The sequence below is a fragment of the Acidobacteriota bacterium genome (genome assembly GCA_012729555.1).
In the GTDB taxonomy this organism is placed as follows: Bacteria; Acidobacteriota; UBA6911; order UBA6911; family UBA6911; genus UBA6911.
The window spans coordinates 1-22135 of sequence record JAAYCX010000076.1; the positions used below are offsets into that span (position 1 = coordinate 1).

At 64.8% G+C, this 22135-nt stretch carries 22 protein-coding genes and 2 other RNA genes; 4 read left to right on the plus strand and 20 right to left on the minus strand.

The annotated features are described in order from the left end of the window. The 3 genes from rnpB to GXY47_13425 form a co-directional block, all read right to left on the minus strand. Positions 1–258, minus strand: an RNA gene (gene rnpB / locus GXY47_13415) — RNase P RNA component class A; the annotation flags it as partial. A 52-nt stretch (positions 259–310) separates the two neighbouring features. Beyond that, complete coding sequence (gene recA, locus GXY47_13420; protein NLV32142.1) at positions 311–1351, minus strand: recombinase RecA; 1041 nt, start codon at positions 1349–1351, stop codon at positions 311–313. Positions 1352–1501: 150 nt separating this feature from the next. Then, entirely contained in the window at positions 1502–2257 is a 756-nt protein-coding gene (locus GXY47_13425) for an SDR family oxidoreductase (GenBank protein ID NLV32143.1), read from the minus strand. A 140-nt stretch (positions 2258–2397) separates the two neighbouring features. On the opposite strand from GXY47_13425, the gene GXY47_13430 reads away from it, so the two are divergent. Then, positions 2398–2589 carry a 50S ribosomal protein L28 gene (locus GXY47_13430; protein NLV32144.1) on the plus strand — a complete coding sequence of 64 codons (192 nt, stop codon included), beginning with the start codon at positions 2398–2400 and terminating at the stop codon, positions 2587–2589. Between the two features lie 42 nt (positions 2590–2631). On the opposite strand, the gene GXY47_13435 is transcribed toward GXY47_13430, so the two are convergent. The 10 genes from GXY47_13435 to tgt form a co-directional block, all read right to left on the minus strand. Further along, positions 2632–4779, minus strand: coding sequence for a bifunctional (p)ppGpp synthetase/guanosine-3',5'-bis(diphosphate) 3'-pyrophosphohydrolase (locus GXY47_13435; protein ID NLV32145.1), 2148 nt, complete (start codon positions 4777–4779; stop codon positions 2632–2634). Between the two features lie 191 nt (positions 4780–4970). Next, positions 4971–5759 (minus strand): hypothetical protein, encoded by a 789-nt coding sequence (locus GXY47_13440; protein ID NLV32146.1) that lies wholly within the window; start codon positions 5757–5759, stop codon positions 4971–4973. Positions 5760–5805: 46 nt separating this feature from the next. Continuing rightward, positions 5806–6213: a biopolymer transporter ExbD gene (locus tag GXY47_13445; protein NLV32147.1), complete on the minus strand. Its 408-nt coding sequence runs from the start codon at positions 6211–6213 to the stop codon at positions 5806–5808. Between the two features lie 240 nt (positions 6214–6453). Further along, entirely contained in the window at positions 6454–6873 is a 420-nt protein-coding gene (locus GXY47_13450) for a biopolymer transporter ExbD (GenBank protein NLV32148.1), read from the minus strand. Next, on the minus strand, positions 6866–7510 hold the full coding sequence (locus tag GXY47_13455) for a flagellar motor protein MotA (protein ID NLV32149.1): 645 nt from the start codon (positions 7508–7510) through the stop codon (positions 6866–6868). Before GXY47_13455 ends, GXY47_13450 begins: the two co-directional genes overlap by 8 nt. A gap of 69 nt (positions 7511–7579) precedes the next feature. Continuing rightward, positions 7580–8332 (minus strand): energy transducer TonB, encoded by a 753-nt coding sequence (locus GXY47_13460; GenBank protein NLV32150.1) that lies wholly within the window; start codon positions 8330–8332, stop codon positions 7580–7582. Between the two features lie 177 nt (positions 8333–8509). After that, the gene (gene secF, locus GXY47_13465) at positions 8510–9616 is read right to left on the minus strand and encodes a protein translocase subunit SecF (GenBank protein ID NLV32151.1); all 1107 of its coding nucleotides are present in this window, start codon (positions 9614–9616) and stop codon (positions 8510–8512) included. 159 nt (positions 9617–9775) lie between these two features. Beyond that, on the minus strand, positions 9776–11386 hold the full coding sequence (gene secD, locus GXY47_13470) for a protein translocase subunit SecD (GenBank protein NLV32152.1): 1611 nt from the start codon (positions 11384–11386) through the stop codon (positions 9776–9778). A 67-nt stretch (positions 11387–11453) separates the two neighbouring features. Beyond that, positions 11454–11759, minus strand: coding sequence for a preprotein translocase subunit YajC (gene yajC, locus GXY47_13475; protein NLV32153.1), 306 nt, complete (start codon positions 11757–11759; stop codon positions 11454–11456). Between the two features lie 59 nt (positions 11760–11818). Beyond that, the gene (tgt, locus tag GXY47_13480; protein ID NLV32154.1) at positions 11819–12976 is read right to left on the minus strand and encodes a tRNA guanosine(34) transglycosylase Tgt; all 1158 of its coding nucleotides are present in this window, start codon (positions 12974–12976) and stop codon (positions 11819–11821) included. Here tgt and uvrA point away from each other — a divergent pair. The 3 genes from uvrA (at position 12975) to GXY47_13495 (ending at position 17124) form a co-directional block, all read left to right on the plus strand. Beyond that, positions 12975–16079 (plus strand): excinuclease ABC subunit UvrA, encoded by a 3105-nt coding sequence (gene uvrA, locus GXY47_13485; GenBank protein ID NLV32155.1) that lies wholly within the window; start codon positions 12975–12977, stop codon positions 16077–16079. The two genes, tgt and uvrA, sit on opposite strands and share 2 nt — an antisense overlap. A gap of 30 nt (positions 16080–16109) precedes the next feature. Next, positions 16110–16293, plus strand: a non-coding RNA gene (ssrS, locus tag GXY47_13490) — 6S RNA. A gap of 42 nt (positions 16294–16335) precedes the next feature. Further along, positions 16336–17124, plus strand: a complete 789-nt coding sequence (locus GXY47_13495; GenBank protein NLV32156.1) for a TIGR00282 family metallophosphoesterase — start codon at positions 16336–16338, stop codon at positions 17122–17124. Here the strand turns inward: GXY47_13495 and GXY47_13500 are convergent. From GXY47_13500 to GXY47_13530, 7 genes are all read right to left on the minus strand, one after another. After that, entirely contained in the window at positions 17116–17415 is a 300-nt protein-coding gene (locus GXY47_13500) for a cell division protein ZapA (protein NLV32157.1), read from the minus strand. The genes GXY47_13495 and GXY47_13500 overlap by 9 nt on opposite strands. Before the next feature lie 37 nt (positions 17416–17452). Continuing rightward, the gene (gene zapB, locus GXY47_13505; protein ID NLV32158.1) at positions 17453–17731 is read right to left on the minus strand and encodes a cell division protein ZapB; all 279 of its coding nucleotides are present in this window, start codon (positions 17729–17731) and stop codon (positions 17453–17455) included. Next, a complete protein-coding gene (locus tag GXY47_13510) occupies positions 17728–19785 on the minus strand; it encodes a phenylalanine--tRNA ligase subunit beta (GenBank protein ID NLV32159.1) in 2058 nt (685 codons plus the stop codon). Before GXY47_13510 ends, zapB begins: the two co-directional genes overlap by 4 nt. A 16-nt stretch (positions 19786–19801) precedes the next feature. Beyond that, a complete protein-coding gene (gene pheS, locus GXY47_13515; protein ID NLV32160.1) occupies positions 19802–20818 on the minus strand; it encodes a phenylalanine--tRNA ligase subunit alpha in 1017 nt (338 codons plus the stop codon). Between the two features lie 129 nt (positions 20819–20947). After that, positions 20948–21310 (minus strand): 50S ribosomal protein L20, encoded by a 363-nt coding sequence (rplT, locus tag GXY47_13520; protein NLV32161.1) that lies wholly within the window; start codon positions 21308–21310, stop codon positions 20948–20950. 37 nt (positions 21311–21347) lie between these two features. Further along, complete coding sequence (gene rpmI, locus GXY47_13525; GenBank protein NLV32162.1) at positions 21348–21539, minus strand: 50S ribosomal protein L35; 192 nt, start codon at positions 21537–21539, stop codon at positions 21348–21350. Positions 21540–21635: 96 nt separating this feature from the next. Then, positions 21636–22124: a translation initiation factor IF-3 gene (locus GXY47_13530; protein NLV32163.1), complete on the minus strand. Its 489-nt coding sequence runs from the start codon at positions 22122–22124 to the stop codon at positions 21636–21638. Positions 22125–22135 lie beyond the last annotated feature (11 nt).

Below are 22135 nucleotides of genomic sequence, written 5' to 3' on the forward strand. Positions count from 1 at the left end.
ACGGGCCGCCCTTCATCCCTTGCGGGAAGCGCTTTTCTATTTGACCTTGCTCCGTGTGGGGTTTGCCCTGCCGCCGCTGTTACCAGCGTCGCGGTGCGCTCTTACCGCACCTTTTCACCCTTACCCCGCCTTGCGGGGCGGTATATTTTCTGTGGCACTTTCCGTGGGGTCGCCCCCCCCTCGCGTTACGAGGCACACCGCCCTGTGGAGTTCGGACTTTCCTCGACCCTTGCGGGCCGCGATTGCCTGTCCGGCTCCGGCGGATCCATCATAGAGCATCCGCCTCCCGAATCCAACAACGGATTCCGGGTCAGGCGTTTTTCCCCTTCTCCGGGGCCGCCGCGACCGGTCTGGTCACCCCCAGTATTTCCCGGAGCTTGGCGTCGAGCGTCTGGGCCACCTCGGGGTGCTCGCGGATGAACTGCTTGGCGTTGTCGCGCCCCTGGCCCAGCCGTTCCCCCTGGTAGGAGAACCAGGAACCGCTCTTATCTATCAGCTTGTGTTCCACCGCCAGGTCGAGAAGGTCCCCCTCGTAGGAAATCCCCTGGTTGTAGATGATGTCGAACTCGGATTCCCGGAAGGGGGGTGCCAGCTTGTTCTTCACGACCTTCACCCTCGTGCGGCTCCCGATGAACTGGTCGCCGTCCTTGATCGCCCCGATCCTGCGGATATCCACGCGGATGGAGGAGTAGAATTTGAGCGCCCGCCCCCCCGTGGTCGTCTCCGGGTTGCCGAACATGACGCCGATCTTTTCCCGGATCTGGTTGATGAAGATCATGCAGGTGTTGGATTTGGAGACGATGGCCGTCAGCTTGCGCAAAGCCTGCGACATCAGCCGCGCCTGCAGTCCCGGCAGCGAGTCCCCCATTTCCCCCTCCAGCTCCGCCTTGGGGACCAGCGCGGCGACCGAGTCGATTACCAGGATATCGACGGCCCCGCTCCGGACCAGGACCTCGGCGATCTCCAGGGCCTGCTCCCCGCTGTCGGGCTGCGACACCAGCAGGTTGTCGGTGTCGACCCCCAGCTTCTTGGCGTACCCGGCGTCCATGGCGTGTTCCGCGTCGATAAAGGCCGCCGTCCCCCCCGCCTTCTGCGCCTGGGCGATGGCGTGCAGGGAGATGGTCGTCTTCCCCCCCGATTCCGGGCCGTAGATCTCCACGACCCGGCCCCTGGGGAACCCGCCCACGCCCAGGGCGGCGTCGAACGAAAGGCACCCGGAGGAGATCGACTGGATCCCGACGTTTTCGATGCGGTCCCCGAGCCGCATGATGGACCCCTTCCCGAACTGCTTTTCAATCTGGGTGAGCGCCATGTCAATGGCCTTGTTCCTGTTGGTGCGATCGTCTGCCATCCGTTCTTCCCTTCCGGTTATGCGTTGATGATGCGGTTTGCCGCCACACTATCTAATCGCGGCTTGCGGCTTTGAGCGAGATTTTTCGTTCCCCCGGCCCGGACGCGTACAGGCCATCATCCTACCACGCGCCCGGGCCCGATCCCAACATTACACCAGGTCCTCGCCGCCGTCGATCCTCAGGACGTTGCCCGTCATCCAGGCGGATTCCGAGCGGGAGAGGGCGACCAGGATCGAGGCGACATCCCCCGGCTGCGTCAGCCTCCCCCCGGGGTTTGCCGCCCGGGCCGCGGCGAACATCGCGTCGCTGCCGGGGATTCTCCTGGCCGCCGGGGTGTCGGTGACCCCCGCCTGCAGCGCGTTGACCGCGATCCCCGACGGGGCCAGTTCCACCGCCAGCTGCCGCACATGGGCCTCGAGCGCCGCCTTGGCGGCCGAGACCGCGCCGTAGGTCGGCCACACCCTGTGAGCCCCGGCGCTCGTCATGGCATAGACCTGCGCCCCGCGCGAGAGGAGTCCGGCAGACCGCAGCTCCTGCGTCCAGTAAACCAGGCTGTGCGCCATGACGTCCAGCGTCATGTTGAGGTCCGCCTGCCGGATGCAAAGAGCGGGGTCCTCCCCGAGGAAGGGCCTCAGCGTTCCGAAGGCGAGCGAATGGAGCATGAGACGGATGCCGGCCCGAATCCTCCCCAGCGCCCCGATCACCTCGGCACGCCGGCCCGGGTCGGCGGCGTTGACGTTGAAAAACAGCGCCTCCCGCCCCCGCCGCCGGATTTCGTCCGCGACCTCCTCGGCTCCCGCCAGGGTACGCCTGCGATCGAGATGGACGCCCGCAATATGGAACCCCTCCCCGGCCAGGGCCACGGCCGCGGCGGCGCCGAACCCGCTGGAAACTCCCAGAATCAGGGCCCACCGATCCCCCGTTCCCTCCGCCACGCCTCCTCCTTTCAGCCCCGGGCCAGACCCCGGGGGCGCGCACCCACCTTGCCCCTTGACTCGACGCCCCGTAATTGATAGTATTCAGCGCTTTAACGGGAGCTACCATTATGCCAATGCAGTGTTATGTTTGCGCCAAACGCCCCACCTTCGGTCACACCGTTTCCCATGCGCACAACATCAGTTCGCGCAAGTTCTACCCGAACCTCCAGAGCATCCGGATCCTGGAGAATGGAACCGTCAAGCGCATCCGCATCTGCACGCGCTGCCTCAGGTCGGGCAAGGTCCAGAAAGCGGTCTGACCCGCGCCCGTCCCGGATGGCCCGCGGTTCGGGGCCCGGCCCTCAGATCCGCTCCACATCCCGCACCCCGGCAACGGCCCGCAGGCCCTGAATCACCTTCTGCAGATGCTTTACGTCGACGACGTCCACGGTAAACTCGACCTTGCCCCGGCGGGAATCCAGGTCGCTGCTTGACCGGGATTCCCGGATGTTCGTTTTCTGGCTCGCAATCGCCGTCGTGATGTCGGCCAGGATCCCCTGCCTGTCCTCGAGCGTGATCTCCAGGTGGACGCTGAAAACCCGGGGCTCCCCGCCGCCCACCCATTTCACATCCGTGATGCGGCTGGTGCCCATCAGACCGGCCACCGTCGGGCATCCGGTGGAGTGCACCGCGATCCCCTTCCCCCGCGTAATATAGCCCACGATGTCGTCTCCCGGGATGGGGTTGCAGCATTTGGCCCTGTAAACCAGGGCTTCGTCCCGCCCCTTGACCGCGATCGGCGGGTCGGTCCGGCCGAGCACCCGCTGAAGGACCCTGGGGAGCACCGCGTCCCGGGCCTCCGGCCCCTGCGCCCGCTCCGGGAAAAGCTGGTCCAGGATCTGCCTGGGGGCGATGGTGCCGAAGCCGACGCTGGGGAGGATGTCCTCCGCCTTCGCCAACCCGAAACGCTCCAGTACCCCCTCCATTTCCGGCATCCGGGCGAGCTTTTTCCAGGAACTCCTGAAGCGGTGCGCCTCCTTCTCCATCAGCTTGAGCCCCAGGTCGACGGCGTCCTCCTTCTCCTTCTGGTTGATCCAGTGCCGGATCTTCCCCCGCGCGCGCGCCGTCTTGACGAAAGCGAGCCATTCACGGCTCGGCACGGCATCCGGCGCCGTGAGGACCTCGACGATCTCCCCGTTCCGGATCTTGTGGCGCAGCGGGACGCTGCGGTTGTTGACCTTCGCCCCGACGCAGCGGTGTCCCACCTCGGTATGAATGCCGTAGGCGAAATCCACCGGGGTGGCTTCGCGCGGCAGGGTGATCACTTCCCCTTTCGGGGTGAAGCAGAACACCTCGTCCGGGTAGAGGTCGACCTTGAGGTTGCTCAGGAATTCCCGGGCATCGCTGATGTCGTTCTGCGAATCGATCAGCTGCCGGAGCCACCGCAGCTGTTCCTCCCCCTCGTCCACCCCGTGTTTCCCCTCCTTGTATTTCCAGTGGGCCGCGATCCCCTCCTCGGCGATATGGTGCATCTCATCGGTACGGATCTGGATTTCGAACGGCTGCCCGCTGGGGCCGATGACGGAGGTGTGGAGCGACTGGTAGAGGTTGGGCCGCGGCATGGCGATATAGTCCTTGATCCGCCCGGGAACCGGCTTCCACAGGGTATGCAGGATCCCCAGGATGCTGTAGCAGTGGCTCACGCTGTCGGTGATCACCCGGACCGCGATGAAGTCGAACACCTCGTCGATCGTGATCTTCTGCCGCTTCATCTTCTGGTACACGCCGTAGATGCGCTTGATCCGGCTTTCGATCCGGGCCGGGATGCCGCGCGCGCCCAGTTCCCGCTCGATCCTCTGCCGCGTATCCAGGATGAAATCCTGGCTGACCATCCGCCGCTTTTCGATCTGCGACACCGTGTCCTGGTACGCGGCCGGATCGAGGAAACTGAAAGCGAGGTCTTCGAGTTCGCCCCTTATCTTGGCCATTCCCAACCGGTGGGCCAGGGGTGCGTAGATTTCCAGGGTTTCGAGCGAAATCCGCTCGCGCCGTTCGGGAGAGAGGTATTGCAGCGTACGCATGTTGTGAAGCCGGTCGGCGAGCTTGACGAAGAGCACGCGGATGTCGCTCACCATCGCCAGGAGCATCTTGCGGAAGTTCTCGGCCTGCTTCTGCTGGTTGGACGCCAGGTGGATCTCGGGGATCTTGGTCACCCCGTCCACGACCAGGTAGACCTCGTCGCCGAACTGCTTGCGCAGTTCCCCGGGCGACATCAGGGTGTCCTCGATCACGTCGTGCAACAGTCCCGCCGTGACGGTCACGGCGTCCAGCTTGAGTTCCGCGAGGATGTTGGCGACCTCGAGCGGATGCGTCAGGTAGGGCTCCCCGTTCATCCGCACCTGCCCCTTGTGATATTTGGCGGAGACCACGTACCCGCGCTGGATCATATCGATGCGGGCGTCCGGGTGGTAGCGGCTTACCTTTTCCGCGAGATCTTCGTAACGTATCATGGATGGTCGGACACTCTTGCTGCTGTTGCACGGCGGCCGGGGAGGGAGGCGGCTTCCTGCGCCCTGCCGGGCGCATCATAAAAAAAGGGGGCAGAAGTATTTCTGCCCCCTTATCCTGCCCGCGCGGGGATTCCCGTCGCGGCGTCGAAACGTCCCCTCGCTCCGGGAGCGACCCGCAACGCCCGCCGCGCTTAGATTCCGAGCTTCTTGGGGCGCTTGGCCTCTTCCTCCATCGCCTTCCGCCGCAGCTCGAGCGATTGGAGAGCGACCATGTCGGCCTGCCGGATGAGTTCGGCCTTGGCGGCCTCGTCCGTCTCGAACTTCGCCTTTTCCCGCCAGAGCAGGTTCTGGTACTCCAGCGCGTCGAAATAATCGGGCCGGACTTCGAGCGCCTTGGCGAGGTTCTCGAGCCCCTCCTCGATGTTGGCCTTAGCCGTTTCCTTTTCCTCGGGGGTCATGAACTCGACATTTTCCCCCTGGATCCCCGTCTTTTCCGATACGTCGTCGTAGTCCATGACCGCGATGCGGTAGTAGGCCTCCGCGTTGTTCGGATCGATGGCGATGGCCTTGTGGCACCATTCCTTCGATTCGGGATACTGCCTCAGCTGGTAATACAGGCTGGCGATACTGAGCATCGCGTCCTTGTTCGCCTTCGCGGGATCCTCCGCTCTCGCCACCACTTCCTTGAAGGTCTCGATCGCACGCTTCGCCATTTCCTCGCTCTTGGGATCGGTGGAGCCGGGGACGAACTGCGACGTATAGGCCGTAGCCAGGTACATGCGGGCGATCTCGAAATCGGGATCCATCTCGAGCGTTTTCTGGAAATACTGCGCGGCAGCGTCATACTTCTGATCGGTGAACGCCTTCACTCCCTTGTTCAGGTAGTCCCGCGCCCGCAGCTTTTGCATAAAACCGCAACCGGACAGGGGCATCACCGTCAGAAGCAGAAGCACGGCGAGCCACTTGTTGTTGAACCTCATTGTGGCCTCCAAACTATGAGTTAAACTGAGTGCGGGCCCCGCGGGGTCAGCGGATCTCCGTTAAAAGACCGATATCCCCCACCCCTGCGCCCTTGGCGATATCGATCACCCGGACAACGTCTCCGTAGGGCAGTTTCGCGCTGGCGCTGATGAACATGTTCTTGTTCGCCCGGGCGCTGTAGATCTCCTGGAGCTGCGCTCCCAGCCTGGCGATGGTCGTTTCTTCCTGGTTGATGGCGATCTGTGCCGATTCGCCGATCGAAACCACAATGACACTCGGATCGATGGCGCCCTCGGTGTCGTTGGACGTCTGCGGCACCTTGACATCCAGATCCATCTGGCGGATCGGAGTGATCACCATGAAGATGATGAGGAGCACCAGAAGGATATCAATATACGGAGTGATATTGATATCCGCCATGGCGCCCTTTTTGCCACTAACATTCATTCCCATAGCAGATCCCTTTCATTCCTTACAACAGTCCGGCCCGGGGCCACCGCGGGGAGGCGTCTGGATCGGCCCCTTCCGCTGCGCCCGCACCGCCGGAAAAAGAGCCTCTTCCGCCCTTCCGCGGATGGCCCGGAGGAAACCTGGGTTCAGGACATCCTCCACAGGGCTCACAGCTACTGCTCACCTGGATTCGGATCAGGAGAGGGTCACGCCCCCCGCATGCGGCCGGGGGGCGTTTGCCGCCTAGTCCTTCTCCTTTTCAGCCATCAATCCGATCCTCTCCACCCCGGCGCTCCGGCACTGGTTGACGATCTGGACAACCCTGCCGTAGGAGAGCGCGGTATCGGCCTTCAGGAAGATGTTCCGGTTCAGCTCCCCGCCCGAGAATTTCTGGACGAGGAACTCGTACAGGTCGTCTTCCCCGACCTGCCTTTTCCCCAGGAAGATCTTCCCTTCCCGGTTCAGGGCGACCACGACGGCATCCTTGCTGTCCGCTTCGGGAGCGTCCAGCGGATTTTTCGCCTTGGGAAGGTTGACCGTGATCCCGCTCTGCATGAGGGGCGTGGTGATCATGAAGATGATCAGCAGCACCAGCATGACATCCGCCATCGGAGTGACGTTGATGTCCGCCATCACACCTTTCGTTTTGACCCTTCTAGCCACGGCCTTCGCTCCGTCTCTTGAGGAAATAATCGATCAGTTCCGAGGAGGAATTGTCCATTTCCACGGTAAAGGTTTCGATCCGGTTGGTGAAGATGTTGAAGGCCCAGACAGCGGGAACGGCGACGAACAGCCCGAAGGCCGTGGCCACCAGCGCTTCCGCGATACCGCCGGCGACGGCCGCGATACCCGCGGTCTCCTCGGTCTTCATCCCCTGGAACGCGTTGATGATCCCGATGGTGGTCCCGAACAGACCGACGAAGGGGGCGGTGGCGCCGATGGTGGCCAGCCCGCTGAGGCCCCGTTTCAGGTCTTCGATGCTGATGGCCGTGGCGCGATCCAGCGCCCGGCGCGAGGCTTCGAGGCTTTCTCCCGGGATATCCTTGCTCTTGGCGTGAGCCTGGAGCTCATGAAGCCCCGACACCAGCACCTTGGCCAGGTGGCTCTTGTTGTACTGCTCTCCCAGCGCGATCGCTTCGTCGATCTTGCCGTCCTTCAGGCATTCGGCCACCGCGGGGGTGAAAAGCCGGGACTGCTTGCGCGCCTGGCGGTAGGTCAGCCACCGCTCGATCATCACGCTGATCGACCAGGCCGACATGATGGCCAGGATGATGACCACGCCCTTGGCGATTCCGCCCATCTGCTGCCATAATTCTACGATATTGATTGATCCCATCGAATTTCTAACCTCCGATTGAATTTTTGGTGCTTAGTTCAACTTAAAAATGACGGTCACGTTGGCGATCACCGGAACGGGCTCACCGTTGAGCAAAGTAGGGGAGTATTTCCACTGCTTCACCGCGTTGAGCGCTGCGTCGTTCAGCAGGGGATGTCCGCTGGTCACACGGCATTCCGCTACATTGCCTTCCTCGTCAACCGTTACTACCAGGGTCACCTTTCCCGAAACGCGAGCGCGCTTGGCAAGATCGGGATAGGGAGGGTCCACCCTCCGGATCAGTCTGGATTCCTGCACGTTGCCGCCCACCCGGATGGGGTTGCGCTTGACCGGCTTCGGCGGCGGGGGAGGAGGAGGCGGCGCCGCGCTGTTGAGCAATCCGCCGACGACTCCGCCCGGGACGCCTCCGGCGACTCCCCCGGCGATCCCGCCGGGAATTCCGCCGACGATGTTGCTGACGCCGACAACCGGCGCCTCGTCAGAAGGCGGAGGGATCTCGCGCGGGATTTCCGTGGGGGCCACGAACTGGTTTGGATCGATGACCGCGACCTTGGGCGGGGTCTTGACGTTGGTCGGCGGCGGCGGCGGCGGCGGCGGTGGCGGCGGCGGCGGCGGCGGCGCGATCAGAAAGGTCAAGATCTCGCTCTCCGGCAGGACATCGAAAAAGATAAGGGGAGCGATCACCATGGTCAGGACCAGCGCGATTTCCAGCAGGATCGCGACAAAGGTCGAGACCAGGCGCTTGCCCGTATCCGATTTCCCGATCTGATTTAAGTCTTCAAACATGTATCCCCCTTGTATGCTGCCCTTGGGCCTTCAGTCGTTCCGGGCTTGCTGCGGCGTCATTTTGAAGGCCCGATCTTAATATTCCCCCTGAAAAACTGTCAAGGAATTTCTCTCCCGCATTTGCATGAATTTCCGATATTTCAACCGTTACGAATCTTTTCGTTGCCCTATCCGGATTCAGGCCGTCCTGCGCCTCGTTTTCTGCCCGTACTTGCGATACCACCATTCCACGATCGTCGCCGCGAGGGCGATGGTGGAATAGGAGCCGATGATGATCCCGATGGTGAGCGCGAACGAGAACCCGTTCAGCACCTCCCCGCCGAAAAGGAAGAGCGAAAACACCGCGATGAAGGTGAACCCCGACGTCATGACGGTGCGGGAGAGCGTCTGGTTGATGCTCAGGTTCAGGATGTCGAACAGCGATTCCTTGCGCATCAGGCGCAGGTTCTCGCGCACCCTGTCGAAGATGACGATCGTGTCGTTGACCGAATACCCGACCAGGGTCAGCAGCGCCGCGATCACCGTCAGCGAGATCTCCTTCTGGGTGAGGGCGAACAGCCCCAGGGTGATCGCGACGTCGTGAAACAGGGCGAAGATGGCGGCGACCCCGTAGATCGGCTTGAACCGGAAGGCGATGTAGACCAGCATGGCGCCGAAAGCCAGCAGCACCGCCAGCGTCGCCCGCCGCCTCAGGTCGCTCCCGACGACGGCCCCGATGCTCTCCAGCCCCTTGATGGCGAAGGGCCCCGCATGGAACCCCTGCCCGAGGCTCGCCACCACCGCCGGGGACACCCCCGCCTGCCCGAGTTCATCGAGGGAGGCGACCAGGCCGTCGGCCTCCTTGTTGCGGTAGTCGAGCAGGGTCCCGGCCATCTGCCGGTAGTAGGCGTCCAGGTCGAGCGCCGACTTGGACTGCGCCCTCAACCCGTCCGGGTCCCTCTCGGCCAGGTAGTCGGCGATCTGGGAGGCCCCGGCGTTGTTGAAGTCGATCCGCCCCCCCGTATCCTGCCCCGAACCGAACGCCTCGCCGAGCGAGGAAACGAGCCGCTCGCGCTCGGACTCGATCGTCTGCCCCCCCTCGAGCAGCCGCTGCAGGCGGACCTGCACGGTGTTGTCGTCCGCCTGGCCGAACCGCTGGATCAGCGGCGGGGCGGAGTCGGGGCTCTTGAGGGTCTCCCGGAGGAGATCCAGGTCGGGCGCGTCCTGGAATTTGACGAACACGATGGTCCCGCCGGTGAAGTCGATCCCGTAGTTCAGGCCGCCCCTGGTGACATAGGAGACGATGCCGATGGCGAACAGCGCGGCGGAGATGCCGTAAAACCACCACTTCTTTCCCAGCCAGTTGATTGAAGTCTGCTTAAAAAGTTCCACAAACGATCCCTCTTATGAATCGACCGGAATCATCCTGCATCCTTGGACACCTTCCAGCCCGATAAAGTTCCGCTAAATCGACAGACGCTCGACGCGCCGGCTCCCCAGCACCCATTCGAAAATCCTGTGGGAGAGGTAGATGGCGGTGAATATGTTGGCGATCAGGCCGACGAAAAGGGTGACGGCGAAGCCCCGGATCGGGCCGGTGCCGAACTGGAACAGGAAGATGGCCGCCAGGAGCGTGGTGATGTTGGAATCGAGAATCGTCCACAGGACCTTGCTGAAACCGCTGTCGACGGCGGCGCGCACCGTTTTCCCGCCCCGCAACTCCTCGCGGATCCTTTCGAAAATCAGGATGTTGGCGTCGACCGCCATCCCGATCGTGAGGATGATGCCGGCGATGCCGGGGAGCGTCAGGGTGGCCCCCACCATCCCCATGAACCCGAGGAGGATGGCCGTGTTGGCGACGAGGCAGATGACGGCGTTGATCCCCGACTGCCGGTAGTAGATCAGCATGCCCAGGATCACGAGGCCGAACCCGATCAGGGAGGCGAAGATCCCCGACCGGATCGAGTCGTTGCCGAGCGAGGCGCCGACGCTCCGCTCCCCGAGCACCACGAGCGACGCCGGGAGGGCGCCCGAGCGCAGCAGCAGCGACAGGTCGCTGGCCTGCTGCTGGGTGAACCGCCCCTGGATGATGCCCTCCGCCTCGATCCTTTCGTTGATCACGGGGGCCGACCGTACCTGGTCGTCGAGCACGATGGCCAGTTGCTCCCCCACGTGCTGCTCGGTGGCCAGGGCGAAGAGCTTGGCCCCGTCGGAATTCAGGAAGAAGCTCACGGCGGGCGCACCGTTGCTGTCGGTGCTCGGCCGCGCCGTCTTCAGGTCTTTCCCCGTGATCACGGGGGTCCGGTTGACCACCAGGTATTCCACCCGGCTGTCCTCCCCCCGGTCCTCCCGGTAGAGCAGGATCTCGTAGTCCTCCGGGATCACGCCCCCGTTGGCGGTGATGGCCGACTCCACCGAACTGAAGGGCCCCCCCTGGTCCTTCTTGACCAGCACCAGCTTGAGCTGGGCGGTGTTGGCGATCAGCCCCTTGATACGTTCCGGGTCATCGATGCCCGGGAGCTCCACGATGATCTGGTCGTCCACCTCCTGGCCGCTCCCGCCGTAGATCTGCAGCGTCGGTTCCGCCACCCCGAGGGCGTCGACGCGCCGGCGGATGGTCTCCAGCGCCTGCCGGACGGTGGACTCCCGCGTCTCCCGCATGTAGCTGGAGGTCAGAGCCAGGACGAAATCGGTCTTCCCCTCGAGCGATTTGCTCCGCAACTCGTACTTGTTGCCGTAGGTGTCCTCGAGGTAGGCGCGGGCGTCGGCCGCCCGGGCGCCGTCCACCCCGGTGATTTCAACGGCGAAACCGTTTCCCTTCCGGGAGGCGGTGAAGGGGATGTCCCGGCTCCGGTACTCCTGCGCGATCCGGTCCGCATCCTGCCGCAGCTCCTGGTTCAGGGCGTCGTCGGTCACCACCTGGAGCACCAGGTGGATCCCCCCCTTGAGATCGAGCCCGAGGTTGAGCCGGGAGAACCAGGGGGCCCCCTTTTCCCTGGGGCTGACGAAGAAGTAGGTGCAGATCCCCAGGAAAACCAGGATCAGGATGAGTTTCCATCGCAAATTCTTCTGCATAATTCACCTTGACGGTAAGTCGTGTATTGGGAGAAGGCCGTTCATGGAGGACGGGGGATGACGTCGTCTAGAGGGCCTCTTCGGGCCCCTGAAGTCCGGCGATGGCGTTTTTGGCAACCTCAATCTTGACCTGGTCGGCAATCTTGAGAATGAACGTCCTGTCCTTCACCCCGGCCACCACGCCGTAGATTCCGGAACTCGTAATCACCTTATCCCCATTCTTGAGCGCCGCGATCATGGCTTCCACCTTCTTCTGGCGCTTTCTCATCGGCATGAAGATGAGGAGGTAGAAGATGACGCCTACGATCACGATCGGCGCAAATTGGAGCAAGGCATCGGAAGATGCCGCCTGCAGCAGGATCGGTTGTTCCATGGGGTCCTTTTTCTATTCCTCTGCGCACACGGGAGGAAACATTAATCCGCACCGGCGGGTTAAAGCTTATAATTCCAAGGGAATGGATCTTCCCCTTTCTCTATTAACCCGAACCAGTTACCAAAAAAACCAAGGTCGATAGCCTGTCTTATTTTGCGCATCATGTCAAGATAAAAGGTCAGGTTGTGCCGGGTGGCATAGAGGGCGTACAGGTGCTCCCCGGTGAGAAAAAGGTGGCGCAGGTAGGCGCGGGAGTATTTCCGGCAGGTGGAACAGCCGCATTCCGGGTCGAGCGGGCCCTGGTCCTCGGCATGCACGGCGTTTTTGATCAGAACCCTCCCCTGGCTGGTGAAGAGGTAGCCGTTGCGCGCGTTGCGGGTGGGGAGCACGCAGTCGAACATGTCGATCCCCATGGCCACGCAGCGGAGGAGGTCTTCGGGGGTTCCCACCCCCATCAGGTAGCGGGGCCGGTCCCCGGGCATCAGGGGGACCGTGGAGCCCACGATGTCGTACATCAGCCCCTTGGGTTCGCCCACGCTCAGCCCCCCCAGCGCGAGGCCGTCGAAGCCGAGCCCGTCGAGCGCCTCGACCGAGCGCCGCCGCAGGTCGGGATAGACGCTCCCCTGCACGATGCCGAACAGCGCCCGCCCCCCGTTGTCGAAACGGTTCCACTGCCCGGCGCAGCGCGCCGCCCAGCGCATCGAAAGCTCCATGGACTCCTCGGCGTCCGTGCGCCCGGCGGGATAGGGGGTGCAGTCGTCGAACACCATGGCGATGTCGGAGCCGAGGGCGCGCTGGATGTCGATGACCTTTTCGGGGGTGAAGAAGCTCCGGCTCCCGTCGATGTGCGACCGGAACTGCACCCCCTCCTCGCTGATGCGGCGCAGTTCGCGGTGGCTGTAGACCTGGTAGCCCCCGCTGTCGGTAAGGATGGCGCCCGGCCAGGACATGAACCGGTGCAGCCCGCCCAGCCGCTCGATCCTCTCGTGCCCCGGCCTCAGGTAGAGGTGGTAGGTGTTGCCGAGAATGATGCGCGCGTCCAGCCCCTCGAGCGCTTCCGTGGGCATCGCCTTGACCGCGGCCGCCGTCCCCACGGGCATGAACACGGGGGTCGGGATCTCCCCGTGGGGGGTGCGCAACACCCCGCGCCGGGCGCCGGTCCGGCCGTCCCTTTGCAGTACCTCGAAACCGAATCCGGGTGCGTCCTGTTTTGCCATGCCGCCGACATGGTACCCCGCCCCGCGCCCCCCCGCAACCCGCAAACCGGCCGCCCGCACCGCGGCGCGGCGGAGGACTTATTTGACAATTCCTCACCGTAAAAATATCATTCCCCCCTGCCTTCCGGAACTTTACCCCGAGGAGAAACCGACGTTGACCGCAGAAGCCAGGGACTCGATCCTAGTCAGGGGCGCCAGGGTCCACAACCTCAGGAACATTACGGCCGAAATCCCCCTGAATTCGCTGACCGTGGTCACCGGGGTCTCCGGAAGCGGCAAGAGCAGCCTGGCCTTCGACACCCTCTACGCCGAGGGGCAGCGCCGCTACATCGCCTCGCTGTCGGCCTACGCGCGGCAGTTCCTCGACCGCATCGACCGGCCCGATGTCGACGATATCGAGGGGATCTGCCCGGCGCTGGCCATCCGGCAGAAGAACCACTCCCGCAACCCCCGCTCCACGGTCGGCACCGTCACGGAGATCAACGACTACCTCCGGCTCCTGTTCGCCCGGATCGGAGTCACCGTCTGCCACGGCTGCGGCCGGGTCGTGAAGCGCGACACCCCGGAGACCATCGCCGATTTCCTCCTGTCGCTCGAGGAGGGGCAGAAGTTCTACGTCTGCGCCCGCCTCGATCTCTCCCCCCCCGCTCCCGACTCCGGGCGGCGCGGGAAGAGGCCGCCGGCCGCCGGGGGGCGCGTCGAACGGCTCGGGATGATGCTCCCGGGGCTGGAGCGGCAGGGGTTCGTGCGCCTCCTCGTCGGGGGGGAACCCACCGATCCGGGCGGGGCGGTCGCAGCCCTCGGCCGCAGTCCCTCCGCCGAGGTGCGCATCGTCGTCGACCGCCTCGCCGTCCGGGAGGGCATGCGCCCGAGACTGGTGGATTCCCTGGAGGTCTGCGGCCGCGAGTCGGGGGGGCGCATCGAGATCGTCCTCCTCTCCGAATCCCCCGACGGACTCGTGCGGCGGATCGCGTCCGCCCACCCCGACATCCGCGCGCGGCGCGACGAGGCGGGCGTCCTGGTGCTGTTCAGCGAGGCGTTCGAGTGCCAGCTCTGCGGCATCCCCTACCGGGAACCGGAACCGCGCCTGTTCTCCTTCAACAACCCCTTCGGCGCCTGTCCCGTCTGCCAGGGCTTCGGCAACACGCAGACGGTCGATCTCGACCGTGTCATCCCCGACCGGTCGCTCTGCCTGGCCGAGGGCGCCGTGCACCCCTGGGCCCGCCCCCGCTATCGCCGGCTCCAGGCCCGGATGCTCCAGTTCGCCGCGGCCGAAGGGATCGACGTCCGCGTCCCGTGGCGCGACCTTCCGGAACCGGCGCGGGAGAAGATCCTGCGCGGCGGCGGGCGTTTCCCCGGGGTCCTCGGCTTTTTCGAGTACCTGGAACGGAAAAAATACAAGGTGCAGGTCCGTATCCTTCTCAGCCGCTACCGCGGGTACGCCCCCTGCCTCGAGTGCGGGGGCACCCGCCTGACGCGGGAGGCGCGCCGGGTGCTCATCGCCGGCAGGTCGATCGGCGACATCGCGGGAATGACGACGGCGGGCGCCCTTGCCTTTTTTTCGGGCCTCGAGCTCGACCCGGAACGGGCGGCCATCGCCGAGCGGCTGCTCGGGGAGATCGTGCGGCGGCTGGATCTGCTGGTGCGCGTGGGGCTCGACTACGTGACCCTGGACCGGCTCTCCTCGACCCTCTCCGGGGGGGAGGCGCAGCGCATCCAGCTGGCGACCTCGCTCGGTTCGAGCCTGGTGGGCGCGCTGTACGTCCTCGACGAACCGAGCATCGGCCTGCACCCGAAGGACAGCCGCCGGCTGGTGGAGATCCTCCAGGGGCTGAAGGGGCTGGGGAACACCGTGGTGGTGGTGGAGCACGACCCCGAGATCATGAGATCGGCCGATCACATCATCGACCTCGGCCCCCGGGCCGGGGAGCACGGCGGCGAGGTGGTCTTCGAGGGGACGTACGCCCGGCTGCTGCGGGACTCGGGGTCCCTGACCGGGCGCTACCTGAGGGGGGAGATGAAGATCCCCCTCCCCCGGTCCCGGCGCCCGAAAACGGGGAGGGAGCTCACGGTCCGCAACGCGCGGCTCCACAACCTGCGGCACCTGGACGTCTCCATCCCCCTCGGCATGCTGGTATGCGTCACCGGCGTCAGCGGCAGCGGAAAATCGACGCTGGTTCACGACGTGCTTTACCCCGCCGTCCGGCAGGCCCGGGGGGAAAGCGTGGAGTTCCCCGGGGGGGTCGACGCGGTCGAGGGAACCGGCCAGATCGCCGATATCGTCATGGTGGACCAGTCCCCCATCGGGCGCACCCCCCGTTCCAACCCCGCCACCTACGCCGGGGCCTACGACGATATCCGGCGCACCTTCGCCGCCACGGCCGACGCCCGCAGCCGCGGTTTCGGCCCGGGGCACTTCTCCTTCAACCTGGAGACGGGGCGCTGCCCGACCTGCCAGGGGAACGGAACGGTCACCGTGGAAATGCAGTTTCTGGCCGATGTCGACCTCGTCTGCGAGGATTGCGGCGGGAAGCGGTTCAAGCCCCCGGTGCTGGAGGTGCGCTACAAGTCGAAGAACATCGCCGAGGTGCTCGACCTGACGGTCAGCGAGGCCCTGGACTTCTTCGCCGGGAGGGCCCCCCTCCTGCGCAAGCTCCGGGTCCTCGAGGAGATCGGGTTGGGGTACCTGCGCCTCGGGCAGTCGGCGACCACCCTTTCGGGGGGGGAGGCGCAGAGGATCAAGCTGGCGGCCTTCATCTCCCGGGCGGACACCCGCAATACGCTCTTCGTTTTCGACGAACCCACCACCGGCCTCCACTTCGACGACATCCGGGTCCTCCTGGCCGCCTTCGACCGGCTGCTGGCCGCCGGGAATTCCCTGCTCGTCATCGAGCACAACCTCGAAGTCATCAAGACCGCCGACTGGGTCATCGACCTCGGCCCGGAGGGGGGGGACGCCGGCGGGAGCGTCGTCTTCGAAGGCACCCCGGAGGAGCTCGCCCGCTGCCCGGGCTCCCACACCGGCAGAATCCTCCGGGATTACGGGGTTCCCCGGGCGGGGGATCCGGCGCCCCGGCCCGGGGAGCCGGAGGACGCGGCTTGATTCCACCCCCCCGGACTGGGTATTATGGTCATGCCCCTGCGATGTTGGTGATGGCCATAATTATTTGAGCCAACATTCTATTTGACGGGAGCCCGGGTTGCGATGCCGTGTGCGAGCTTTTCCCCAGGGAACTTGCTTGCCTGACGCAGCGCGCAGGGCGCCCCCTTGGCACCAAGGTTCAAATAGAAAGGCCACACGGCAAAGCGGGGGTTTCTCTTATCTTCTCAATCAGGGCACACACGGCGGGGCGGACTTCATGCGTGTATTCTTCATCGGGGACATTTTCGGGAAACCGGGGCGGCGGCTGATCCAGGACAGACTGCAGGCGCTGATCCACGAGTACCGCATCGATTTCTGCATCGCCAACGTGGAAAACGCCGCCGCGGGCTTCGGCGTGACGCCGCAGATCGCCGAAGACCTGCTCCGCTCGGGCATCGACTGCATGACCACCGGGAACCATATCTGGGACAAGCGCGCCGTCGTCCCCTACCTGGCCGAGCAGCCGCGCCTGCTGCGCCCGCACAACTACCCCCGGGGGGTCCCCGGGACCGGGATCTATATCGGCGACACCAACTGCGGGGTCCGCGTGGGGGTGCTCAACCTGCAGGGGCGGGTGTTCATGACGGCCATCGACTGCCCGTTCACGGTCGCCCTCGAAGCCGTCGAGCGGATGCGGCGCGAGACGCCCGTCATCATCGTGGATTTTCACGCCGAGGCCACTTCGGAAAAGCAGGCGCTGGGGTGGCACCTGGACGGGCGGGTCAGCGCCGTGGCGGGGACGCACACCCACGTGCTGACGGCCGATGAGCGCGTCCTGCCCGGGGGCACCGCCTACATCACGGACCTCGGCATGACCGGGCCGCACGATTCCGTCATCGGGTCGGAACCCCGCCTCGCCCTCGAGCGCCTCCTGCTGGGGCTGCCCAGCCGGCTGGAACCCGCGTCCGGGAACCTGAAGATCTGCGGCGCCGTCATCGACATCCGGGAATCGGACGGGCGAGCCCTCTCCATCGAACGGGTCAGCCTGCCGGTGGTCCTACCGTGAAAAGAACCGGTCCAGCATGGAAACGCATGCCAGCGACCGGCGGCCGACCGATTCGTCGAGGTTCATCAGCTCCTCCCGTGCTCGCTGCATGTCGTCGGCGACACTGAGGGCCGAGAGCACGGCCACCTTCAGCGTGTCCACCGAGCCGGTGGCCGCGGCGATTTCGCGCATCCTCTTGTCGAGGCCGGCGCAGAGCGCGCGCAACCGCTCGGGGTCGCCGGAGGTCCTCAGCACGTACTCCCGGTCATAGATGCGGACCCTGACAGAACTGGGTTCCTGGTTATGGCTCATGGACCTGTTTCACGCCCGGGCGGGCGGACCCGCCCCTTCAGCGCGCCTCTAATGTGGCCAGCAGCGTCAGCGTTTTCTCCACGCGTTCCCGCAACTCCTCCCGCTCCTTCTGGAAATTCTCCATGTTCTGCCGCACCTCGGCTTCGCTCGCCTCGAGCTGCTCCATCTGTTCCCTGAGCCGGGCATTCTCCGCGCGCAGGGTTTCGTTGTCCTTGCGCACCGCCTTGAATTCCTCCACGGTCCGGAAAATCTTGTCTTCCAGGTGGCTGAATCGTTCCAGGCCCGAGGGTTCCCACTGCTGTTTCGTATCGTTCATAGCGATCTGATTCCCGCACCGTAGTTAGTATTCAAGAATGACAAAACAGTATTCATAAAATCCTGCACCCGGTCAATCGTAAGCGTCCGTTCCCGGTCCAGAAAGGTGAGGCGCAGGGACAGGCTCGCCTTGCCGGCGGGGATCTTCTCTCCCTCGTAGACGTCCATCAGCCGGATGCCGGCCAGCTCCCGGATGCCGAGCGAGAGGACGCCGCGCTCGATCGTTCCCCAGGCCACGTCCTTCCCCACCACGATGGAGAGGTCCCTTTCGGCGGAGGGGAACTTCGGAAGGCTCTCGTAGACGATGGGGCCGAAGGCATGGCGCCCCAGCCGCTCGAGATCGAGTTCCGCCAGGTAGACCGGCTGCCTGAGCTTGTACCGCTCCTCCAGTTCCGGCGCCAGGGACCCCATCACCCCGACGGCTTCCCCCGCCACCTTCACGGCCGCCCCGTCGGCGGCGCCGAGCCAGCCGCACGACCGCAGCGGCTCCGTTTCCCAGGACTGGACACGCAGCCTGGCGAAGAGCGCGTCCAGGAGCCCCTTGAGGTGAAAGAAACCGTACTCCGCCTCCTGGCTGGTCCAGTTCCGCTCGAGGAAGGCCCCCGTGCCCAGGATCCCCAGGGTGTTGCGCTCCCCCGGCGTTCCGTCCGGACCCGGGGCGTACACTTTCCCGATCTCGAACAGGCACACCCGCCTCCGGCCGGCATGAAAGTTCCGTTTCGCGGACCGGACCAGCCCGGCGGCCAGGGTGCTGCGCAGGAACTCCGTCTCTTCCGTCAGCGGATTGGCGACGGCCACCCGCTCCCCTCCCCCGGGCGGAGGGAATTCCCCGTGGTCGCCCGGCGAGGCGAAACTGAGGTTGACGGCCTCCGAGTATCCCTGCCCCGCCAGGGCGCCCCGGACGCCGTTTTCCAGGGCGTACACGGGCGAATGCGCGCCGGCGGTCCGGCTCGGGGGGAACTCGGCCGGGATGTTCTGGTACCCGTGGAAACGGGCCAGTTCCTCGACGAGGTCGGCCTCCCGCTGCATGTCGGAGCGCCAGGGGGGGCAATCCACGTCCCAGCCGCCCCCGCTCCCTTTCCCGATCCGGAAACCGAGCCGCCGGAGCGTCGTCTCGACGAATCCGTCGTCCAGTTCCACGCCCAGCAGCCGCCGGATGTGCGCGCGCTCGAGCCGGATGCGCGGGGGCTCCAGTTTCACGGGATAGACGTCCTTGAGGCTCCCGGCGACGCGCCCCCCCGCAATCTCCCGGATCAGGCGGCATGCCCGGGCGATCGAGAACATCGTATTGTCCCAGTCCGCCCCCCGCTCAAACCGGTAACTGGCCTCCGTGGACAGCCCGAGCCGCCGGGAGGTCCGCCGGACCGACTCCGGTTTGAACCAGGCCGCCTCGAGCAGGACCCGGGTGGTGGAAGGGGAGATCTCCGAGTCGAGCCCCCCCATGACCCCCGCGATCGCCACCGGCCTCTCCCCGTCGTGGATCAGGAGCATCTGCCCGTCCAGGGAGCGCTCGACCCCGTCGAGGGTCTCCAGGCGCTCCCCCTCCCGCGCGCGGCCGACAACGATCCTCCCCCCGCGCAGCAGGTCGAAATCGAACGCGTGGAGCGGGTGCCCCGTCTCGAGCAGGACGTAATTGGTGATGTCGACGATGTTGTTGAGCGGCCGCATCCCCGCCTCCTCCAGCCGCCGCTGCATCCACTCCGGGGATTCCCCCACGGCGACCCCGTCGAGCACGAGGCCGACGTACCGGCGGCAGAGGTCCGGGTCCCGGATCTCGATCCCGAAGGGGATCGTTTCGGGCGCGGCCTCCAGTTCCTTTTCCACGGCCGGGGATTCGAGCGGGCGGCCGTAGAGCGCGGCCACCTCCCGGGCGACCCCGATATGGCTCAGGCAGTCGGGCCGGTTGGACGTCACCTCGATGTCGAGAACGCCACCCCCCCCGGAGGGCTCGACCCCTTCGACGAGCAGCCCGATCATCGTCAGGTCTTCCTTCAGCGTCTCCGCGCTCTCGGTGAGGGATACATATTCCCGCAACCACTCCATGCTGATTTTCATGCGCCACCCTCCCCGTCTAGAATTGGTTCAGGAACCTGAGGTCGTTGTCGAAGAAGAGCCGGATGTCGTCCACCCCGTATTTGAGGATGGCGACCCGGTCGATCCCCATGCCCCAGGCGAAACCGGTGACGCGAGGGTCGCGGATCCCGGACATCTCGAGCACCCGGGGATGCACCATGCCGGCGCCCAGGATCTCGATCCACCCGCTCTGCTTGCACTTCGCGCACCCCTTCCCCGAACAGAAGATGCAGCTGATATCCACTTCGGCCCCCGGCTCCACGAAGGGGAAAAACCCGGGACGCAGCCTCATCTGGATCCCCGGGTGGAACACCCGCTTCAGGAAGAGATCGAGCATCCCCTTGAGGTGGCCCATGTGCAGCCCCTCCTCCACGACGATGACGTCCACCTGGTAGAACATGGGGGAATGCGTGGCATCGAAGGGGTCGCGGCGGTACACCTTCCCGGTGCTGATGGCGCGGATGGGGGGCGTGCGGGTCTCCATCGAGTGCACCTGCACCGAGGAGCAGTGGGTCCGCAGCAGCGTGGCCTCGTCGAAGTAGAAGGTGTCCTGCGCATCCCGGGCCGGGTGGTCGGGCGGCATGTTCAGGGCCTCGAAGTTGTAATAATCCCGCTCGATTTCGGGCAGGTCGAGCACCTCGAAACCCATGCTGACGAAGATCTCCTCGATTTCGGCCTGCAGCCGCTTGATGGGGTGGGCGCTTCCCGGCGCCAGGGGGACGCCCGGGCGGGTGACATCGACGGAGGGACGCCTCCGGTCCCGTTCGCCCGCCTTCACCGCCTGCAGCCTGGCTTCCAGCCGCTCCTCGACGAACTCCCGCAGCGCGTTCATCGCCTGTCCGAAGGCGGGGCGCTCCTCCTTCGGGAGCTCCCGGAGCTTTTTGAGCGCCCCGGTGACGAGTCCCCCCTCCCGCGCGAGGTACTTGTCCCGCACCGTTTTCCAGTCCTCGCTTCCCGTGACGGCGGCGCAATCCGCCTCGAAGCTTTGCCGCAGGCGGCTAATGGTTTCACGCATCATGGCCTCATCCGATTGATGACTGAGTTACAGGTTTCCGGACCCCGGCATCCACCGGCAAAAAAAAACGCCCGGAGTAAAACAGCACCCGGGCGCTCCCATGGTCAGGATCCGAAAAGACGGAAAGACTTAAGCCGTCGCCAGCGCCGCTCGGGCGCTATCGGCTATCTTGGCGAAGGTTTCGGGGTCTTTGATCGCGATCTCCGCGAGTACTCTGCGGTCCAGGGTGATGCCCGCCTTCCTGAGGCCGCCGATAAATCGACTGTAGGAGATGTTGTTTTCCCTCGCGGCCGCTCCCAGCCGTATGATGAACAGGCTGCGGAAATCGCGCTTCTTGGTGCGCCGGTCCCGGTAGGAAAACCGCAACGCGCGGTCCACGGATTCCTTGGCTGAGCGGTGAAGCTTGCTCTTGGTCAGCCGGTATCCCTTTGCCAGGCCCAGGATCTTCTTCCTGCGCTGGACTCGTTTATTCCCTCTTTTTACTCTAGGCATGTATCCACTCCACCGTTGAAACAGGGCTGTCCGGAAATCAGATGTTCAGCATTCTCTTGACGCGACGGGTGTCGGACTTGCTCACCAGTGCGCAATCCACCAGCTTTCTCACCCGCTTGCGCGGTTTTTTGGTCAGGATGTGGCGGGCATGGCTGTGCCGGCGCATGATCTTTCCCGTCCCCGTCACTTTGAACCGCTTCGCGGCGCTCTTGGATGTTTTCTGCTTCACAGATCTCTCTCCCCACTGAAAATATGAAAGCCAAACCCATAGTATCCGCCCAAAAACCCGTTTTGTGAAGGCGGCGAATGAAAAATCCCGGTCCGGCTACCCCCCCTTTTTGGGGACGAAAATGGCCACCAGCGCGTAACCTTCCATCTTGGGCGGTCGCTCCACATCGGCCAGTTCGGCCAGTTCCCCGACGAGCCGGTCCATCAGCCGGCGCCCCAGTTCCTGGTGCGCCATCTCCCTGCCGCGGAAGATGATGGCCGCCTTGGCCTTGTTCCCCTCTTCCAGAAACCGCACGATGTGGTTTTTCTTGAACTGGAAGTCATGCTCCTCCGTCTTGGGCCGGAACTTGACCTCCTTGATCACCACCTGCCGCTGGTTCTTCTTGGCCTCGTGCGCCCGCTTGCTCTTCTGGTACTGGAACTTGCCGTAATTCATGATCCGGCATACGGGGGGATTGGCGCCGGGCGCCACCTCCACGAGATCCAGTTCGCGCGACTTGGCGATCGCGAGCGCCTCCTCGGGCGTCATGATCCCCAGCTGCCCGGCTTCCTCGTCCACGACCCGGATTTCCTTGGCCCGGATCATTTCATTGATCC

Excerpts from the sequence above, each read along its gene's own strand:
- recA (NLV32142.1), bottom strand. The coding sequence starts at position 1,351 with ATGGCAGACGATCGCACCAACAGGAACAAGGCCATTGACATGGCGCTC.
- GXY47_13430 (NLV32144.1), top strand. The coding sequence starts at position 2,398 with ATGCCAATGCAGTGTTATGTTTGCGCCAAACGCCCCACCTTCGGTCAC.
- GXY47_13435 (NLV32145.1), bottom strand. The coding sequence starts at position 4,779 with ATGATACGTTACGAAGATCTCGCGGAAAAGGTAAGCCGCTACCACCCG.
- GXY47_13440 (NLV32146.1), bottom strand. The coding sequence starts at position 5,759 with ATGAGGTTCAACAACAAGTGGCTCGCCGTGCTTCTGCTTCTGACGGTG.
- GXY47_13445 (NLV32147.1), bottom strand. The coding sequence starts at position 6,213 with ATGGGAATGAATGTTAGTGGCAAAAAGGGCGCCATGGCGGATATCAAT.
- GXY47_13455 (NLV32149.1), bottom strand. The coding sequence starts at position 7,510 with ATGGGCGGAATCGCCAAGGGCGTGGTCATCATCCTGGCCATCATGTCG.
- GXY47_13460 (NLV32150.1), bottom strand. The coding sequence starts at position 8,332 with ATGTTTGAAGACTTAAATCAGATCGGGAAATCGGATACGGGCAAGCGC.
- secD (NLV32152.1), bottom strand. The coding sequence starts at position 11,386 with ATGCAGAAGAATTTGCGATGGAAACTCATCCTGATCCTGGTTTTCCTG.
- yajC (NLV32153.1), bottom strand. The coding sequence starts at position 11,759 with ATGGAACAACCGATCCTGCTGCAGGCGGCATCTTCCGATGCCTTGCTC.
- uvrA (NLV32155.1), top strand. The coding sequence starts at position 12,975 with ATGCCGCCGACATGGTACCCCGCCCCGCGCCCCCCCGCAACCCGCAAA.
- tgt (NLV32154.1), bottom strand. The coding sequence starts at position 12,976 with ATGGCAAAACAGGACGCACCCGGATTCGGTTTCGAGGTACTGCAAAGG.
- GXY47_13495 (NLV32156.1), top strand. The coding sequence starts at position 16,336 with ATGCGTGTATTCTTCATCGGGGACATTTTCGGGAAACCGGGGCGGCGG.
- GXY47_13500 (NLV32157.1), bottom strand. The coding sequence starts at position 17,415 with ATGAGCCATAACCAGGAACCCAGTTCTGTCAGGGTCCGCATCTATGAC.
- zapB (NLV32158.1), bottom strand. The coding sequence starts at position 17,731 with ATGAACGATACGAAACAGCAGTGGGAACCCTCGGGCCTGGAACGATTC.
- GXY47_13510 (NLV32159.1), bottom strand. The coding sequence starts at position 19,785 with ATGAAAATCAGCATGGAGTGGTTGCGGGAATATGTATCCCTCACCGAG.
- pheS (NLV32160.1), bottom strand. The coding sequence starts at position 20,818 with ATGCGTGAAACCATTAGCCGCCTGCGGCAAAGCTTCGAGGCGGATTGC.
- rplT (NLV32161.1), bottom strand. The coding sequence starts at position 21,310 with ATGCCTAGAGTAAAAAGAGGGAATAAACGAGTCCAGCGCAGGAAGAAG.
- GXY47_13530 (NLV32163.1), bottom strand. The coding sequence starts at position 22,124 with ATGATCCGGGCCAAGGAAATCCGGGTCGTGGACGAGGAAGCCGGGCAG.